The following is an 18,969-nucleotide window of genomic DNA, read 5'->3' as shown; positions in this document are numbered from 1 at the left end:
GAAAATCATTTGCAGATATTCTAACCCAAATAGCGGTAAATAAAAAGCCCCGGCAATGCAGGGCTTTAATGTCTTCATTCAGACTTAGAATTATCTCAATGCAATTACTTCATTAACATAAGTTTCTTTGCTGATTTGAAGTTTGCGGTTTCTATTCTGTATACATAAACGCCGCTTGATAATTCACCGGCATCGAGGCTAACTTCGTATCTTCCTGCTTTCTGTATATTGTTTACTATCGTTGCTACTTCCTCTCCCAGCATATTGTATACTGCCAGCTTTACGAATCCATCTTCTGCTATTGCATACTTTATTGTTGTCGTTGGATTGAATGGGTTCGGATAGTTCTGCTCTAATGTATACTCAAGCGGTAATTCAACTTCTACACTTACTTCTGATGAATATGTGTACGTTCCGTCGAAATCTACCTGTTTCAGTCTGTAAGTATAGTTTCCAGCCTGGAGCTTCGTATCTACAAATGAATAAGTTTGTGTTTCAGTTGTAGTACCTTTTCCTTCAATGAATCCTATTTGAACAAATTCGCCTGCTGAACTCATTCTTTCAACATTGAATCCACGGTTGTTTGTTTCTGTTGCTGTCGTCCAGTTTAATTCTACTTCATCATCATTTGCTATTGCATTAAATGATGTCAGTTCTACGGGAACTACCCAATCGAGACACATATCGTCCCAGTAAATATTATCATTATTAAATGAGTTTCCGTTAAAAGTAATTACCAATTGAGCGTTTGAAGCACCAGACGCTGGTGTTGTAAAACTGCCTGTCATTAATTGCGGACCAACATTTCCTGTTGCATTTACCTGATTATAAAGAGGAGTAACTGTAGTACCTCCATCGTATGTAATTCCAACAGTTACTGTTCCGCTTGGATCAGCATACCAATCAAAATAATAATTGAAAGAGTAATTTGTAAGTGTATTATTCAACAATGGAATTGCAACTGATCTAATCACTGATACTCCATTGAATGAAGGAGTCCAGCTCATTCTTAATTCGGGAGCTGCCCACCAGCACTTGAAGAGTTATTTGCTGACCAGTTTGTTGTTCCCAATGGGCCAACAACAGTCCAGTTATTAAAGTTAGTGAATTCATCACACCAGAAATTCAGATTAGGATCCTGCATTGTGGTAAATGTCCAGATCGGTCCTGCCACGGTACAGGTATCATTCTTTCCTTTAATCTGCCATGCATAAGTTGTGTTATAAGTCAGAGGTTCAAGCCCTGCTAATGAGAGTGAAGTTATTGGTACACCATTATAAACCTGAGTTAGATTTCCTACTGTTCCAAACCATACTTCGATCTGAGTGGCACCGGCACCGTTTGTCCAGCTTGCAGTGTTACCATTAAGTGGTAAACCAGTTGCTCCATTTGCAGGACTTGGATTTGATGGAGGATCTATTGGACACGGTGGACCAAACTCAACTGATGCAGTCCATGCCTGATAGTGATCACTACCAAGCCTGTTATCTGCCCAGAACGGAAATGCTTTGTCACCGAGAGCTGCAACACCAATATAATCTCCAGCATAACCACCAGCTAAACCACTAATTGGTGTAGGTGTATGCGACTGATCACTGACTTTAAAGTTTTCGAACGTAACTCCACCGTTAACAGATGCAGCCATATAAACATCCGCCTGATTATTGGGAACATCACGGCTGTCGTAGAAGATTATCATTAATTGACCTGTAGCCTGATCAACAGTACACCATGGGAAATATTGATCTTTACCGTTGTTTAATGCATCGTCGTTCACACGAACAGGTGCAGACCATGTTGTCCCGCCATCAGTAGATTTGATTAAAACGATATCCGGATCACTGCCAGCAGGTGCAACACCTCTTTGCGGATAAGTTATATAAATCCATCCATTACGAGGACCACCAGATCTGTCAACTGCCAGTGACGGGAATGAAGAAACTCTTATTCCATTTTTACTTGAAAGATTTCCTCTTATTCCAAAATTAACCTGGTTATAGGCACGCACGTGAGTCCACGTGGTACCACCATTGGTTGATTTGGAAAAACCGATTGCATCTTCGCCATCAGTCCAGTTAGCATCATAAATTGCATAGGTGACATAAAGTTCACCACTAGGTCCGGTTTGAATATTATTGCCTTGTGCAAAAGCGTCGCTAAGCGGAGTAAGCGTTCCGGATACATTAATATTTGCTGACCAGGTCTGCCCGAAATTTGTTGAATATCTTAAAACTACTTCTCCATCGGTAGCTCCGCCAAAATCTGTCCAGGCGCAATATGATCTATTGACATAGGGACTGGTAAGTGTTTTGTCTACCATATAATGGTTTTTGTCTGCAAGCTGTCCTGGATTTGGTGCAACTGTATATGTTGTCCAGTTTACACCATTATTTGTGGAAACAGCAACTCCCTGGCCATAGGAATTATTAATATAGTTTTCGTAAAATCGACCATCTACGCCAATAACAGAAACCGGATCACCTGAGTTTGAGCCGAATGGAGGTTGATCATAACCGATCCAATTAACACTTCCATCCAATGACCAGTAGACACCGGTTCCATAGAAAGATGAAAATGGCCAATTAGATGCATTTGATGACCCAAAGACTATGTCTGAATTAGTTGGATGAACATCAATGCTAAGCTCAGTTTGTGTTGTATTTCCAGGTTTAACTCTAAAATTTGGTCCTACAGTTGCATCTGCATTTCCAAAATATCTTGTTATTGGTTCTGCGGGAATCCAGTTGGTAGCTGGTACATCGATTTTATTAGAACCTCTGGGATCCAGTTTCACCACAGACCATATCCGTGGATCGCTTGTCTCTCCCTGAGCAAATAGAAACTTGCTGCCTGCACTTAATAACAATAAGAGTGCAAGAAGCATTATGGAACGCTTCTTCATTAGAACTCCATATAAGATTAATGATAGGTTGATTATTGAATTATTTTTTTTCAAGTTAAGATGGATTGAAACTCACTTAACTCACCCCTTAGTACATTTGGAATAAACTTAGTGACTATAGAACGAAGAGGTTAATTATTAATCGCAATTTTTAGTTAATTAAAAAATAAAGTTGGATAAACATAAATAATTCCAATGATAAAACACTAATTAATTTTGCTGCAATTTCTTGAATGCACGCATTGTTTCAGTCATAAGAAAAAGCCCCGATTAAACGGGGCTTCTAATTCTGTATCACAGATTATTAATCTGAATTACTTCATTAACATTAACTTCTTTGATGATGTGAAATTCGTCGTTTCTATCCTGTATACATATACTCCGCTCGATAATCCTGAAGCGTTGAAGTTGACTTCATATCTTCCTGCTTTCTGGATATTGTTCACTATCGTTGCTACTTCTTCTCCCAACATATTGTATACTGCCAACTTCACAAATCCGTCTTCCGCAATTGCGTACTTTATCGTAGTCGCTGGATTGAACGGGTTAGGATAGTTCTGCTCTAATGTATACTCAAGCGGTATTTCAACTTCTACACTTACTTCTGATGAATATGTGTAAGTTCCGTCGAAATCTAGCTGCTTCAGTCTATATGTATAGCTTCCTTCTTCAAGCTTCGTATCTACATATGAATATGCTTTCGGTTCTGTCGTCGTTCCGAATCCTGCAACAAATCCAACCTGTTCAAATGAACCGCCTGCTGTCATTCTTTCTACCTGGAAGCCCTGGTTGTTTAACTCTGTTGCTGTTGTCCAGCTTAGCTCGACTTCATTTCCATTTGATGAAGCTGTGAATGATGTCAGCTCAACAGGTACGATGTACGCAAGACAGAAGTCATCCCAGTAAATATTATCTGTATTGAATGAGTATCCATCGTAGCTTATTTCTAATTGAACACTTGACGAACCGGATGCAGGTGTTGTAAAGCTGCCGGTTATCTCAGTTGGACCCACATTACCTGTCGGATTGGTTTGTGTATATAATGGTATGCTGGTTGTACCACCATCATATGTTATTCCTACTGTTACGATACCACTTGGGTTAGCATACCAATCAAGGTAAAACTTAAATGAATAATTTACGATCTGGTTATTTGGAAGATTTATTACTGCGGATCTGATCTTTGAAACTCCGGTAAACGAAGGTGTCCAGCTCATTCTCAATTCAGGTGGTGTTCCGCCTGCACTGCTTGAACTATACGCAGACCAGTTCGTTGTTCCCAATGGACCAACAATTGTCCAGTTACTTAAGTTTGCAAATTCATCACACCACTCAAATAAGTTTGGATCCTGCATTGTTGTGAAAGTCCAGATTGGCCCTGAAACTGAACATGTATCATTCTTTCCTATAATCTGCCATCCGTAAGTTGTATAGTATGTAAATGGTTCGAACGAAGCCAAAGAAAGTGAAGTAATTGGGATGCCATTATAAACCCTTGTAAGATTTCCTGCAGGTCCAAACCAAACTTCAATTGAGTCCGCACCAATACCGTTTGTCCAGCTTGCTGAATTACCAGTTAATGGTAATCCTGTTGCACCATTCGTAGGGCTTGGATTTGTAGGAGGATCGATTGGGCAAGGAGGACCAAATTCAACTTTTGCCATCCATCCTTGTGCATTTCCGGTTTGTTCGCTCATCCAGTATGGATAAGCAACTTCATCATAAGCAGCGATTCCGATATAATCACCTGCGTAATTACTTGAAAAGCCGGAAATAGGATCCAGTACAAATGCTTGATCACTTACTACAAAGTTATCAAATGTAACTCCACCGTTTGCAGAACGTGCAACAAAAACTTCCGCCTGACTATTAGGAACATTACGGCTATCATAAAAAGCTAGTAGCAATTGGCCATTTGATTGATCTACAGTACTCCAGGGGAGAATTGATCTTTACCATTGCTCAATGGATCATCATTTACACGGATCGGAGTTGTCCAGGTAGTTCCACCGTTAGTAGATTTAATTAAAACTACATCAGGATCAGATCCTGCCGGTGTTACACCTCTCTGGCTCCAGGTAATATAAATTGTACCATTGTTAGGACCACCTGATCTGTCAACAGCCATAGAAGGAAATGAATTAGCTCTCATTCCTTTACCAGGTAAGCTATTAGTTCTGATTCCAAAATTTGTTGCCTGGTATGCATAGATAGGCGTTGACCAGGTTAATCCTCCGTCTGTTGATTTTGCAAATCCAATCCCATCTTCTCCTGTAGTGACTGTACCATCTATATAAACTGCCCATGTAACATAAACTTCTCCGTTAGGTCCTGTTTGAACATTAGCTCCCTGATTAAGATAAGAAGAAAGTGAATTACTTAAATTAATTGATGTACTCCAGGTTTGACCAAAATTTGTTGAATATCTTACCACTGCATCATAATTATTAGCTCCGCCAAAATCTGTCCAAACACAGTATGCTCGATGCAAGTATGGACTTGTGGGATGTTTATCAACCATAAAATGGTTTTTATCTGCTAGGCTACCAGGATTAGGTGCAACTGTATAAGTAGACCAACTCACACCATTATTAGTAGAAACAGATACTCCCTGACCACTCGAATTAGAAATATAGTTTTCATACCATCTTCCATCGAGGCCAATTACCGAAACCGGATCACCACTATTTCTGCCGAATCCAGTCAGTGTGCCAGGATCGTCAGCGCCTGCCCAACTATTTGATCCATCAGTTGACCAATAAACACCCGTTCCATAAATTAAAGACACAGGCCAGTTGGAAGCATTAGCAGATGCAAAAATAATATTATTGTTAGTCGGGTGAACATCAACACTCAATTCCGATTGCGTTGTGTTGGTTGTTGGTTTGGGTCTGAAATTAGGGAATACAGTAACACCATCGCCTAAATCAAAATATCTTATGACTGGCTCTGCTGGCTGCCAATCCGGGTTTTGCACTTTTGGTGGTGCATTTGGATCTATATGAACAATCGACCAGATTGCGTCATCCCAAGAAGTTCCTTGCGCAAACAAATTTCCTGCACTTGTTACAATGAGGAATGCAAAGAATAATGTCGTGAGTTTCTTCATTACTTCTCCACTTTAAATTGATAATATGTTAGTTATTAAATAATTTTTTATCACTTGCTAATCTGCGTTAGAGTAAGCTCTGTTCAGAATTGATTAGTACGGGGTAATCACTACTGGATGATATTAAATAAATTATCGTCAATTTTTATATACGAATTAATAATCTCTTAAATTTAATTACTTCAAAATTAAGTAATTATGTTATTTAAATACTAACCGACAAATAAGTTTTTATTTATTACTTAGTGAATTAAAGCATGATCAGGTAAAGAAAAACACTCTACGAAAAAATGAATGTTCGACTAATTAAGAACTTCCGAAATTTCTGACGTCTCTAAATAATTGATAATTTTCTTCAGGAAATACTAAATAACGATGAATTTACTTTATTAGTACAAGTTTTTTTGATGAGATGAAGTTTAATGTTTCCATAGTGTATAAATAGACTCCAGCCGATAATCCGGCAGCATTGAAATTTATTTCATATTTACCCTGATCGTGAAATGAATTTACGAGAGTTGCTATCTCTTCACCCAGTAAATTGTAGACTGCAATTTTTACAAAACCATATTTAGGCACTGAATACTTTATAGTTGTAGTGGGATTAAAAGGATTTGGAAAATTCTGTTCCAGAAAATAATCAGAGAAAGTATTCTCTCGCTCAATTACATTAGCTGGATCCTGATAAATGTATTTAACAATTGTTCCATATGGTCCAATCCCGTAACCGTGTATTGAATCAGGGAAAATAACTTTCATTACTGGCGTCGAGTCAGGTGTTTGCACAATCGACCAATTCTCTCCTGAATCAGAACTGTACAAAAAGAATCTCTGTTCACCCATCGGTACCCACCCTTCTGCATTTGTACGGAAACCGATGTTTATCGGGTAATAAAAAATTCCGAGACTCCTGTATTCCCAGGTCATACCACCATCGGTTGACATAACCTGGCTGGATCCGAATTCTGGATCACCACCCATCGCAATTATGTGAAGCGAATCAAACATATGAATATCATAAAGCGGTTCAGTTGTGAGAGTATCTACAACTGTCACCCAGCTTAATCCGGCATCAGTGGTTCTCCAGACAACACCTTTTATGTCGCGCACTCCACCACAAGCATATCCATATTCAGAACTAAAAAATTTTATTGTTATAAATGGGATACCCGAGGCAATTGAACTGTCAAGAATTACAGCGTTCCAGTTGGAGCCGCCATCAGTAGTTCTGTGGAAAACCTGCGGACCACCGACTGCAAATCCAGTCAAACTATCAAGAAAATAAAATGAATGAACTATTACTTCTCCTAATCTTAAATATTCCGAATTCCAATGATTACCGCCATCGGTTGTTCTCAGGATAAATGTTCCGTAAGGTTCATAGTATTGGCTATAGCCTGAAGCCCAACCGTTCTGTTCATCAAGGAAAAAGATGTTCACAATATTCAGCGAATCATTTTCGTATTGCTTCTGCCAATCTTTTCCACCATTTGAAGTGTGAAAAATTAATCCTGAATCTCCGGACACCCAGCCTGTCACACTATCAATGAATGATAATGAATTTAATAGAGTGGAGGTAGGGCTATCTAATTTCTCCCAGAAATTCTGTGGATAACAGAAAGCACCTGAGATCAACATCACTAAAAATATTTTTTTGATTTGATTCATATCTAACAAAATACTAATTACTGATAAAAAATGATATTGAGTAATAAAAGAAAAGGCTGCTAAAATTAGCAGCCTTTAAAATATGACTTTTAACAGAGACTATTTCATCAACATTAACTTCTTTGATGATGTGAAGTTTGTTGTTTCTATCCTGTATACATATACTCCGCTCGATAATCCTGAAGCGTTGAAGTTGACTTCATATCTTCCTGCTTTCTGGATATTGTTCACTATCGTTGCTACTTCTTCTCCCAACATATTGTATACTGCCAACTTCACAAATCCGTCTTCCGCAATTGCGTACTTTATCGTAGTCGCTGGATTGAACGGGTTAGGATAGTTCTGCTCTAATGTATACTCAAGCGGTATTTCAACTTCTACACTTACTTCTGATGAATATGTGTAAGTTCCGTCGAAATCTAGCTGCTTCAGTCTATATGTATAGCTTCCTTCTTCAAGCTTCGTATCTACATATGAATATGCTTTCGGTTCTGTCGTCGTTCCGAATCCTGCAACAAATCCAACCTGTTCAAATGAACCGCCTGCTGTCATTCTTTCTACCTGGAAGCCCTGGTTGTTTAACTCTGTTGCTGTTGTCCAGCTTAGCTCGACTTCATTTCCATTTGATGAAGCTGTGAATGATGTCAGCTCAACAGGTACGATATGCGCAAGACAGAAGTCATCCCAGTAAATATTATCTGTATTGAATGAGTATCCATCGTAGCTTATTTCTAATTGAACACTTGACGAACCGGATGCAGGTGTTGTAAAGCTGCCGGTTATCTCAGTTGGACCCACATTACCTGTCGGATTGGTTTGTGTATATAATGGTATGCTGGTTGTACCACCATCATATGTTATTCCTACTGTTACGATACCACTTGGGTTAGCATACCAATCAAGGTAAAACTTAAATGAATAATTTACGATCTGGTTATTTGGAAGATTTATTACTGCGGATCTGATCTTTGAAACTCCGGTAAACGAAGGTGTCCAGCTCATTCTCAATTCAGGTGGTGTTCCGCCTGCACTGCTTGAACTATACGCAGACCAGTTCGTTAATCCTAATGGACCTAAAATCGTCCAGTTATTTAAATTATCAAATGGTTCGCACCACTGGAATAAATTCGGATCCTGCATAGTTGTGAAGGACCATAACGGACCTGAAACAAGACAGGTATCATTTTTACCTCTGACTTGCCAACTATAAGTAGTATTGTAGGTAAATGGTTCAAATGAAGCAAGAGACAAAGTTGTAATTGGAGGCCCGTCATAAACTTTGTTTATAGTTACACCCTGACCGAACCATACTTCAATCTGATTTGCACCAACACCGTTTGTCCAGCTTGCAGAGTTACCTGTCAAAGGTAAACCAGTTGCACCATTTGCAGGACTTGGATTTGTTGGAGGATCTATTGGACACGGAGGACCGAGAGTAATTTTTTCGTAATAAACGTTTGGATCTTTACGAGGTGCACCACCAGCAAGATCATCTCTATTATCTGACCATACAACATGAAATGCGTCATTGGTAGCAGATGCATGATTATAATCGCCCATATAAACAGTGTTCACAACATTATCACGACCGAATTCCGGCAGTGAAGCAACATCGCTTATTGCAAAACTTGGATCAAAGTTAACTGTTGATCCAGAGATAACTCCTATGCGACCATAATACTTAAATAAATTATTCTCAGCAGTATCTTCCTGACGACTGTAGTAGAAAATGCCTAATCTGTTTCCATTAGGAGTTACTGCAATCGTTGGCTGCCATTGATCTGTAGTTGTAACATCATCGTTAATTCTATCTGGTGTACTCCAGGTTGCACCATTATCTGTTGAAATTGTTAAATAAATGTCTCCTTTATCAGTTCCGGCAGGATTATTATTGAAAGTTGTATAAATATGTCCACTTACCGGATTGATTGCAACATGAGGAAATGCGTTACTTCTGAAACTGGAGAATGTAGTTAAACCATTTCTTTTACCTGTTAAACCAAGGTCACCATTAACTCCCCCACTGATGCCGTTAAATATAGTGACGGCTGCACCGAATGATACTCCCAAGTCAGTAGATTTACGTACCTGAATACTTGTTGATCCATTATAATAAAAAGCATAAACAGAATGATCAGGACCAACTGCAACAAAAGCTCCTTGTCCGCCTGAGAAAATATTTACACCACCTGATGGTCCAAAAGTACTTCCTTGGTCAGTAGACCGAAAGAAATAGATACCAGGCGAGCCGCCGAAACGACGTGATATCATATAAACATTTCCATTGCCTGTTCCGGCAAAATTATCCACTGTGTGCCATTGCTTATCTTCTGAAGATCCACCGGGGGTTGCATTAACTGGTGCCTGCCAGGTAACACCGTTATCATCAGAGCGGAACATTTGTATCGTACCCGATCCGCTGAATCCAAGTGTGGAAAGATAAATTCTTCCTGTTGTTTCATTCCTTGCAAGAACCGGATCGCCTGCGTCACCAATTGCACTGGTCGGTAAGGTTCCGCCATCAACAAACGATGCACCACCATCTGAAGAATAAGACCATCCGGTAAATTTATTCGCCCCACCTGTGTATGAACCGGAATCGTTAAATCCAATCACAACATTATTACCAAAAGCTATAATTGAAGTTTCGCTCTGGGTAAAATTTGATGTTCCTGTACTTCCATTATTATTATTGACCAGTGCATCTGCAGCAGCGGTTGCATAAATAATGGAAATCTCATTTGAAATTTCCCCGCTCTTCTCCCTGAAACGGAAGAGTTCGTAATCGCTTTCAGTGTATTGTTCGCGTAACCCTTCTTTTATCGCAGGAATCTGCTCAGAATTATCTGTCTGAGCTAAACCTACATATGATAAAAAGAGTATGAGATAAGCGATCGTCAACAAATATTTCATTCATGCTCCTTTAAGTTAATTGATAGATTAATTAGTAACTGAGAATTGATTAATGGCTGGGATAAATAATAAAAGATAATTCGTTTTGGAATAGTTCATCAATAAAAATAATTCCTTGATATTTATAATTAAGTTCAAGCAAAGTTAAGAAATTTTGCTTTTAAAATACTAATGGTACCTAACAACTTTTTTCAAGACAAGACATAAAATAAAAAGCCCCGCTGTGTCGGGGCTTACGAAATTATTGTCGCTTATTTCTATTTCTGATTTACAGACTGAGAAAAATTTGAACAAAGACTATTTCATTAACACAAACTTGCGGGATGCAGAATATTTTCCAGATTCAATTTTATAGACATATACTCCACTGGAAAGTTCACTAGCATTAAACACCACTTCGTATCTGTCAGCTTTCTGATAAGTGTTAACAAAGGTTGCAACTTCCTGACCAAGTAAGTTATAGACCGCTAATTTAACAAATCCATCTTCCGGAATTGAATAACTTATTGTTGTACTCGGATTAAAAGGATTTGGATAATTTTGATCAAGAGCAAATTCAAGTGGAAGTTCAAGGACAACATTAATCTCATTTGAGTATTCAAAACTTCCGTCGAAGTCAATTTGCTTTAGTCTGTATGTATAGTTACCAGTTTCAAGTTTCGAATCAACGAAAGAATAAGATTTAGGTTCTGTTGTTGTTCCAAATCCAGCCACATATCCAGCTTCTTCAAAAGATCCTTCCTTATACTTTCTTTCAATAGAAAATCCCTGGTTATTGGTTTCAGTCGCAGTCATCCAGCTAAGTTCTACCTCATTTTCAATTACACTTGCGTTAAAAGAAACCAGTTCAACAGGAATTGTATAATCAATGTTTGCAATTCTAGTTCGCCAGTTGAAAGAACCTGTAGAAGGCTGGTATTGATTAATATACCAGAAATTCACTCCATTCGGATCAACAACCATCTGTGTATAATCGCCCCATCGATCTAATCCTGTCTGCGATCCTAAACCTGCATGTATTGTCTCTTCAGTAATTGTCATCTGTCCAAGCGGATCTGCTGGATATCTGCCAGTGAATCTTATAGAAGGAAACATAGAAGCACTTGACACAGAGTAACCTAAAGCAATCTGACCAGCTGCGTTAATCGCAATACTTCCCATCCATCTGTGTATGCCATCTGCCGGGGCATATGTACCTTCTTGATATAAACTCCATGCAGCTCCAGTATTCCGAAATTCATACCATCTCATTCCTGCACGATTAGCTCCCGCGTTAATTGTATGACAAACGACCATTGATTGGTGAGTACCAAAATTTCTGTAATCAAGGCGGTTCATAGTCATTACATCAAGGTCATCGAGCATTTGTGAGGTTCCTTGTTGAGGAATACCTGATATTCCACCGAAAGGAGATGTTGTTAAAAATGTTGGTCCGGTGAAAGTAGAATTAGCTGTAGTTACCCAATCAACATGAAATTGGAAAATGTCAAAACCATCAGTTCCTCCATATCGTGAATTATCATGTATTTGACCAAAATAATTTGGTGCACCCGCTGTTGGAGTTGTTGTACCATTCCAATCAGATGGAAGTAATGACCAGGTCGTACTTGAAGGACGGGTAAACATTACCATCTGTGCTGAATTTCCGCTCAACATTTGTGATCTTTGAAATGCAGCTACGATTGTCCCGACATATCCTGGATTGAAAGAATTCGCAGACATATAATAACCATCAGGCCAGATACCAAATTTTGGGTAATCCGGAATTCCTGTACTGAATGTAAATCCATAACGATGCCAAGAACCTGTTGGATCTCCAGTCTGTGATATTGCAACGAGAATATAAGATGGACTGCTTGGATAATTTGGTAAAGAAAATTGAGCAATGAACCATCTTCCAGCAGCTTCATCGTAAAGTACAATAGGATCCCCATCATTCAAACTACTAGACCAGGGACCAGGAAAACCGGACCAAATAGTACCAAGGTTCGAGGGACCTAAAAGTGATGTACCTGTTTTGTTCCATATCTGAAAACGAACATTTGTTGCAGCCATATAATGATTTGGGCCTACATCCCCGGACGGATCTGGAGGTGCATATCCCATAGATGCGGGACCATCCCAGGTTTGAAAAACAAAACCATCGTTTCTATTACCCATATTTTCTTGAAGAACAGGGTCATATTGATAAAAATCTTCAAACTTCGGATGATCAATTAAAAGTGGAACAACACCATCACGCCACTTTGATTGCGTAATTGGTAATTCCGGTATATCACGAAGTGGTGGAGAAGTATCATGGTTTACACTTTGCACAACTATCGGACCTGAATTCAAATCGCCTTGTGCAAAAGTGATTTCAGGGACAATTAGAAGAACTGACAACGCAAATTTGAATATTTTTTGCATTATATCTCCTTGCTTAATTAATGTATTAGAAATGTTTTAGTTAAAGAAAAAGTTATTATGTTGAAATGGAATAGTATGATCAATGTTGATTTATTTTTAAATAATGTTTATTAAATATAAAAAAGTTTTTATGTATGATAAAAATGGAAGCATTTGTCATTTTAGTAGTAACATTTTCAAAGTCTTTGTGAAATCACCTACATTCAGTTTATAGAAATAAATACCGCTTGTCTTATTCTTACCCAAGAATTCAACTTTATGGCTGCCAGCGGACAATTCCCCGTTAAATAGAGTTTCTATTTCGTTTCCGATAATATCAAAGACTTTTAAGTTAACAAAAGATTTTTCCGGTATACTGAAACTTATTGTTGTTAATGGGTTAAAAGGATTTGGATAATTCTGTTCGAGATTAAATTCTTTTGCAAATAATTTATCCGCATCAATAATACCTGATGTTGAATCAGGTCTATATTTAATAATTGCTCCTCCATTTCCCACACCGATACCATGTAATGAATCCGGAAAAGTTAATTCGAAAATAGCTAAACTATGTGGTGAAAATATTTGTGACCAGTTCTTTCCGGAATCCAGGCTGTAAATTAATTTTCCTTCTCCTCCTAGGGGAGCCCAAACTTCTTTATCTGTTCTGAAGTCAATATCCCATGCTGACCCTGCGATTCCAATATGTTCAAAATTCCAATTTAGTCCCCCATCTGAGGTTCGCACTATTTCAACACCATATCCCAATGATTCAAAATCACCACCGACAGCCAGAACTTGTAAAGAATCAATCAAGTGAAGTTGGTTGATCGGGTCTAAAGCAACCGCTGGCGTATCAATAACATACCAAAAATCTCCACCGTTATTTGTCCACCATATAATTCCACAGCAATCAATTGCTCCTCCACATGCATAACCATATTTATCATTGTAAAATTTAATATCAAAAACTGGTAACGTTGAAAAATTAGATGAATCAATTACGGCATTTCTCCAGGTTCTACCTCCATCAATTGTTTTAACAATAGGTAGTTTAACAAAGGGAGTTCCTTTTCCACCCATCCATCCATTTAATGAATCAAGAAAAACAATACACTGGCTAAAAATATCTTTTTCGGGTTCTTGAAAACTTATCCAGTTAACTCCTCCATCTGTAGTCTTCAAAACATAAGTTCCAAATGGAAAATTGTAATATTCCCAGTAAATGGCCCAGCCTAATTCCTTATTTAAAAAGTAAACATCTTTGATGTTATTCAATGTTTTACTATCCTGAATAATCCAATCGGTTCCCCCATTTGATGTATGAATAATTATTCCTGAATCTCCTACAGCCCAGCCATATGAGCTATCTACAAAAAAAACTGAATTTAGATTATAATTCGTTGGGCTACTCAAGCGTTCCCATGTTCCCTGGGCATAAATAGGAAATTGAAAAACATATAGGGACAGTATCAGAATTATATTGGGATTCACGAAAATCATTTAAAAATACATTCTCAATTAAAATCTTTTTAACTGGTATAACTTCGACTAATTTAAGAAATATTGAATCATTTCTTTAAAAGAAAGCTCATGCAAACTTAATCTTATAATTGAATGATTTCAATTAGAATACATTTGAGGGAATAAATAACTAATTTTAGAGAAAGTATTAAAAAAGAATTTTATTCTCTTCGGATTATCGAATGTTATATCTGGCACTATCAATTTTCATACTATTCCTGATTAATCTTTTGTTGATTTATTCAGCTAAAAGAGTTTTTCAAGTATGTAAAAGCGAAAATGTGGAAGTAAATATTTCCATTATAATCGCAGCTAAAAATGAATCAAGAAACATCAGGCAGTTACTGGAAGCTTTACAGAATCTCGACTATCCTTCAGAGATGTACGAAGTAATAATTGTTGATGATAACTCGACAGATAACTCTTTTAACATACTAAACTCTCAAATCGTTTCTCTCAAGAATTTTTCAGCATTTGAATTAAGGAACGAAAACAAAATCGGCAAGAGAGAGGCGTTGTCATTTGGAATAAGCAAGGCGAAGTATCCTTTTATCTTAATTACGGATGCTGATTGCCGACCTCAAACAAATTGGTTGAAAGCCTGCTCAAAAAACTTTTCACTTGGTCATTTTATGCTATTTGGAATAGCACCATTTTATCAAGACGAAGGTTTTGTAAATAAAATATCCTGCTTTGAAAATTTACGCAGCACCTTTCTTTCTATCTCAATGGCCTCAATTGGATTGCCGTACACTGCAGCAGCAAGAAATTTTGGATTTACTAAAGAAGCTTTTAATGCAATCGGAGGTTATTCCCAAACAAACGATACCATAAGCGGTGACGACGATTTGTTGCTGCGGGAAGCAGTTAAAAAAAATTTGAAGATTGGAATTGTAACAGATGCCAACTCATTCGTCTACTCAGATACAAAAAAAACATTTAAGGAATATCTTAATCAAAGAGCAAGGCACACTAAAACTTCACTGCATTATCTGAAAAAACATCAGTTAGTTCTTGGGTTCTGGCATCTGCTTAATTTATTTTTTCTTCTTTCACCAATACTAATGCTTTTTAATTTTCTTTTTGCAATTCTACTTCCTGCTAAACTCGTTATTGATTTCTTCATTAATACTGTTTTTCAAAAAATACCTGGATATAAATTTTCAATGGCAGAACGCTTTTATCTCCAGATTTTTTACGACGCACTTCTTGTTGTCCATTTTTTCAACGCTTCGTTTTCTAAAATCAAATGGAAGTAAAAGCAACAATCCAGAGAGAGTATAATCCATCGCATCCAAATTTTGAACGTTGGCAGAAAGCCCGCGATCTCTCGGAGGAGAGAGCGAAATTTGTAAAAAGTATAATTGAAAAGGTAACTGAATTATCAGGTAAAATGATCTTGGATCTCGGCTCAGGTGAAGGAAGCACTTCGCAGCTGCTTTCTAAAAATAATTTTGTTGTAAGTCTGGAAGTAAAACTTGAGCGAGTAAAAAAAATCAGCAATTCAAAATCGCTAAAACCTTTGTTGGCTGATGCTTTTCAACTTCCATTTAAAAAAAAATCTTTTGATGTTATTATTATGCAGGATGTAGTTGAACATATTGCGTTTACTGATAATCTGGCTGAGGAGTTATTTTCACTTCTGAAGAGTGGTGGAATAATTTATCTGAGTACACCTAACAGGCTATCGCTTATTAATATTATTGCTGATCCGCATTGGGGAATGCCTCTGCTTTCACTCTTCAATCGAGAGCAGATTAATAAATATTTCATGAAATATTTCAGAAAATCTGATTACAACAGGACAGATATTGCTGAATTGCTTTCGCTCAACGATATCTTTAAAATATTTAATAGGGAATTTTCTATTAATTTATTTACTAATTACTCTGTTCAATATTTATTCGATGGGGGTGAAGGATTAGTATGGAGTAATTTTCATTTGAGAATAGTAGAGATTATAAAATCTTTTGGTTTGAAGAAAATTTTATTAAAGATGGCTAATGATGAACACGGTATAATGAATAAATTCTTCACACCAACATTTTACATTGTATTTAAAAAGTTATAGCTCTTTTGATATCGCAAACTAAAAAATTATTTTTCACCAGTTAAAATGGAAGATAATGGATTACAAACAATTAGCTGAATTGGCTATCAAAGCCAAGCAGAATGCTCTGCCGGTTTACTCAAATTTTTATGTCGGCGCAGCTGTATTAACAAATGATGATAGATCATACACCGGATGCAATGTTGAGTCAAGTTCATACAGCTTAACTATTTGTGCCGAACGCAATGCAATTTTTAAAGCAATCTCTGAAGGTGAACGCGAATTTAAAGCAATCGCCGTAGCCGGTGATACGGAAGATTTTATTTCACCGTGCGGCGCCTGCAGACAGGTAATCAGCGATCTATGCGGGGAAATTGAAATTGTCCTCGTAAATGCAAACGGTGAGTACATCGTAAAGAAAACCTCTGAACTGCTTCCCTTTGCATTCGGGGATAAGGATCTTGAATAATCCAAATACAATTTTATAATTTATTTTTTATTTATTGAAACAATGAGAGACATTCCACCACATCAACTTCCGAAAGACATCGGCTGGATAGAAGTGATCACAGGATGTATGTTCAGCGGTAAAACTGAAGAGCTGATCCGCCGACTGAGAAGAGCCCAAATCGCAAAACAAAATGTGAAAATCTTTAAACCAAAAATAGATTCCAGGTACTCAGAAAAATCGATTGTATCTCATAATGAACAATCACTTCCTTCAATTTTAATCGAAGATGTTATTGAAATACTTTCCTATGCTGATGATGCCCAGGTTATTGGAATTGATGAAGCTCAGTTTTTTAATGAGGGAATTGTTCATATTTGCAATTTGCTTGCTTCGAAAGGAAAACGGGTAATTGTAGCAGGACTCGATCAGGATTACACAGGAAAACCATTTGAACCTATACCTCAACTTCTGGCAGTTGCTGAGTATATAACAAAGGAGCATGCAATCTGTGTTATATGCGGAAATCCCGCCGATAAAACACAAAGGAAAATTGCTGAATCAGAAAGAGTAATTGTCGGAGCCGCCGATATTTATGAAGCGCGCTGCCGCAAGTGTCACTATATCCCAAAAGAAGAGTAGAAGAAGCATATGGATCCTATTTCATTATTTAGAGGTATAGCAGGAATTCTACTTCTTGTAGGTATCTCATTTCTTCTTTCAAACAATAAATCAAAAATTAATTGGCGGTTGGTCGGTGGTGGACTTGCGCTGCAACTGATTTTTGCCGTACTAATTCTCAAAGGTGAATCACTACGTCAAATATTTACACCGCTTGGATGGCCAAAGGATTTTTTTAATTGGATAAGCTATTTCTTTGTGCTCGTTCTCAACTTCACTTCAGCAGGAGCGCAGTTTGTATTTGGTGATCTTGCCAAACCACCTGGTGCAGAAGGAAGTCTCGGTTCATTCTTCGCTTTTCAAGTGTTGCCGACAATTATTTTCTTTGCAAGTTTAATGTCACTTCTTTACTATCTCGGCATAATGCAATTAATAGTTAAAGGGATGGCCTGGATAATGGCAAAGACACTAGGAACAAGCGGCGCAGAGTCGCTTTCAAATTCTGCTAATGTATTTGTCGGACAAACCGAAGCTCCACTAATGATAAAACCATTCTTGAATAACATGACAAAGAGCGAGCTGCTGACAGTCATGGTTGGTGGAATGGCAACTATCGCAGGTGGAGTTATGGCTGCATACATTCAGATACTCGGATCAGCATATGCTGTTAAACATGGAATTCCACTCGAGCAGGCACAGCAATTATTTGCGACTCATCTTCTCGGTGCGAGTGTTATGGCAGCACCGGCAGGAATAGTCATATCAAAAATTATGTACCCTGAAACTGAAGAGCCGGTTACGAAAGGAACTGTTAAAATTGAAGTTGAAAAGAATGCTTCAAACATTATTGAGGCTACGGCTAACGGAGCTGCAGACGGCTGGAAGCTTGCAATTAATGTTGGTGCAATGTTAATCGCATTCATTGCGCTGATAGCATTAGTTAATTATTTATTAAATGGATTGGGAGAAATAATAAATGTAAATGAATCTCTTAAATCAAATTTCGGCCAGCCGTTAAGTTTTCAATTGTTGATTGGATTGGTATTACAATTTGTAGCATTTGGAATTGGTGTACCGTGGGAAGATGCATTGAATTTCGGTAGTCTGTTAGGGGTAAAAATTGTTCTAAGGTTGGTAAAATATTGAATGAAAAATCTGTTCTAATGCTAACATATGCATTATGTGGTTTTGCTAATTTCAGCTCGATTGCAATTCAAATCGGGGGAATAAGTCCGCTTGCACCTGACAGAAAATCTGATATCGCTGCTCTTGGGATTAAGGCAGTCATCGGAGGAGTGATTGCAACTTTAATGACTGCAACTCTGGCTGGTTTACTCTTCGGTTAG

Annotated in this window: 12 protein-coding genes and 1 pseudogene; 5 read left to right on the top strand and 8 right to left on the bottom strand. The window is 37.7% G+C overall.

Annotated elements, in window-relative coordinates; all coding sequences use genetic code 11:
* Positions 1-104 precede the first annotated feature (104 nt).
* The 8 genes from IPM14_06225 to IPM14_06190 form a co-directional block, all read right to left on the bottom strand.
* Positions 105-1,007 carry a T9SS type A sorting domain-containing protein gene (locus tag IPM14_06225; protein MBK9097718.1) on the bottom strand — a complete coding sequence of 301 codons (903 nt, stop codon included), beginning with the start codon at positions 1,005-1,007 and terminating at the stop codon, positions 105-107.
* A 2-nt stretch (positions 1,008-1,009) separates the two neighbouring features.
* Positions 1,010-2,902 (bottom strand): exo-alpha-sialidase, encoded by a 1,893-nt coding sequence (locus tag IPM14_06220; protein ID MBK9097717.1) that lies wholly within the window; start codon positions 2,900-2,902, stop codon positions 1,010-1,012.
* A 314-nt stretch (positions 2,903-3,216) separates the two neighbouring features.
* Positions 3,217-4,809: a T9SS type A sorting domain-containing protein gene (locus IPM14_06215; protein ID MBK9097716.1), complete on the bottom strand. Its 1,593-nt coding sequence runs from the start codon at positions 4,807-4,809 to the stop codon at positions 3,217-3,219.
* Positions 4,810-4,826: 17 nt separating this feature from the next.
* The gene (locus IPM14_06210; GenBank protein MBK9097715.1) at positions 4,827-6,011 is read right to left on the bottom strand and encodes an exo-alpha-sialidase; all 1,185 of its coding nucleotides are present in this window, start codon (positions 6,009-6,011) and stop codon (positions 4,827-4,829) included.
* A gap of 381 nt (positions 6,012-6,392) precedes the next feature.
* Positions 6,393-7,679: a T9SS type A sorting domain-containing protein gene (locus IPM14_06205; GenBank protein ID MBK9097714.1), complete on the bottom strand. Its 1,287-nt coding sequence runs from the start codon at positions 7,677-7,679 to the stop codon at positions 6,393-6,395.
* Positions 7,680-7,778: 99 nt separating this feature from the next.
* The gene (locus tag IPM14_06200) at positions 7,779-10,592 is read right to left on the bottom strand and encodes a T9SS type A sorting domain-containing protein (GenBank protein ID MBK9097713.1); all 2,814 of its coding nucleotides are present in this window, start codon (positions 10,590-10,592) and stop codon (positions 7,779-7,781) included.
* 297 nt (positions 10,593-10,889) lie between these two features.
* Positions 10,890-13,001, bottom strand: a complete 2,112-nt coding sequence (locus IPM14_06195; protein ID MBK9097712.1) for a T9SS type A sorting domain-containing protein — start codon at positions 12,999-13,001, stop codon at positions 10,890-10,892.
* 156 nt (positions 13,002-13,157) lie between these two features.
* On the bottom strand, positions 13,158-14,396 hold the full coding sequence (locus tag IPM14_06190; GenBank protein ID MBK9097711.1) for a T9SS type A sorting domain-containing protein: 1,239 nt from the start codon (positions 14,394-14,396) through the stop codon (positions 13,158-13,160).
* 290 nt (positions 14,397-14,686) lie between these two features.
* Here IPM14_06190 and IPM14_06185 point away from each other — a divergent pair, with 290 nt between their 5' ends.
* From IPM14_06185 to IPM14_06165, 5 genes and pseudogenes are all read left to right on the top strand, one after another.
* A complete protein-coding gene (locus IPM14_06185; protein ID MBK9097710.1) occupies positions 14,687-15,763 on the top strand; it encodes a glycosyltransferase in 1,077 nt (358 codons plus the stop codon).
* Positions 15,754-16,575, top strand: coding sequence for a class I SAM-dependent methyltransferase (locus IPM14_06180; GenBank protein MBK9097709.1), 822 nt, complete (start codon positions 15,754-15,756; stop codon positions 16,573-16,575). The genes IPM14_06185 and IPM14_06180 overlap by 10 nt, the downstream gene beginning before the upstream one ends.
* Before the next feature lie 55 nt (positions 16,576-16,630).
* Positions 16,631-17,023: a cytidine deaminase gene (cdd, locus tag IPM14_06175; protein ID MBK9097708.1), complete on the top strand. Its 393-nt coding sequence runs from the start codon at positions 16,631-16,633 to the stop codon at positions 17,021-17,023.
* A 42-nt stretch (positions 17,024-17,065) separates the two neighbouring features.
* A complete protein-coding gene (locus tag IPM14_06170) occupies positions 17,066-17,644 on the top strand; it encodes a thymidine kinase (GenBank protein ID MBK9097707.1) in 579 nt (192 codons plus the stop codon).
* A 9-nt stretch (positions 17,645-17,653) separates the two neighbouring features.
* Positions 17,654-18,969, top strand: a pseudogene (locus IPM14_06165) (NupC/NupG family nucleoside CNT transporter).

This window comes from bacterium (genome assembly GCA_016716565.1).
Taxonomy (GTDB): Bacteria; Bacteroidota; Ignavibacteria; order Ignavibacteriales; family Ignavibacteriaceae; genus IGN2.
Note: the sequence above shows the minus strand (reverse complement) of the source record. Positions and strands in the feature narration are given on the sequence as shown.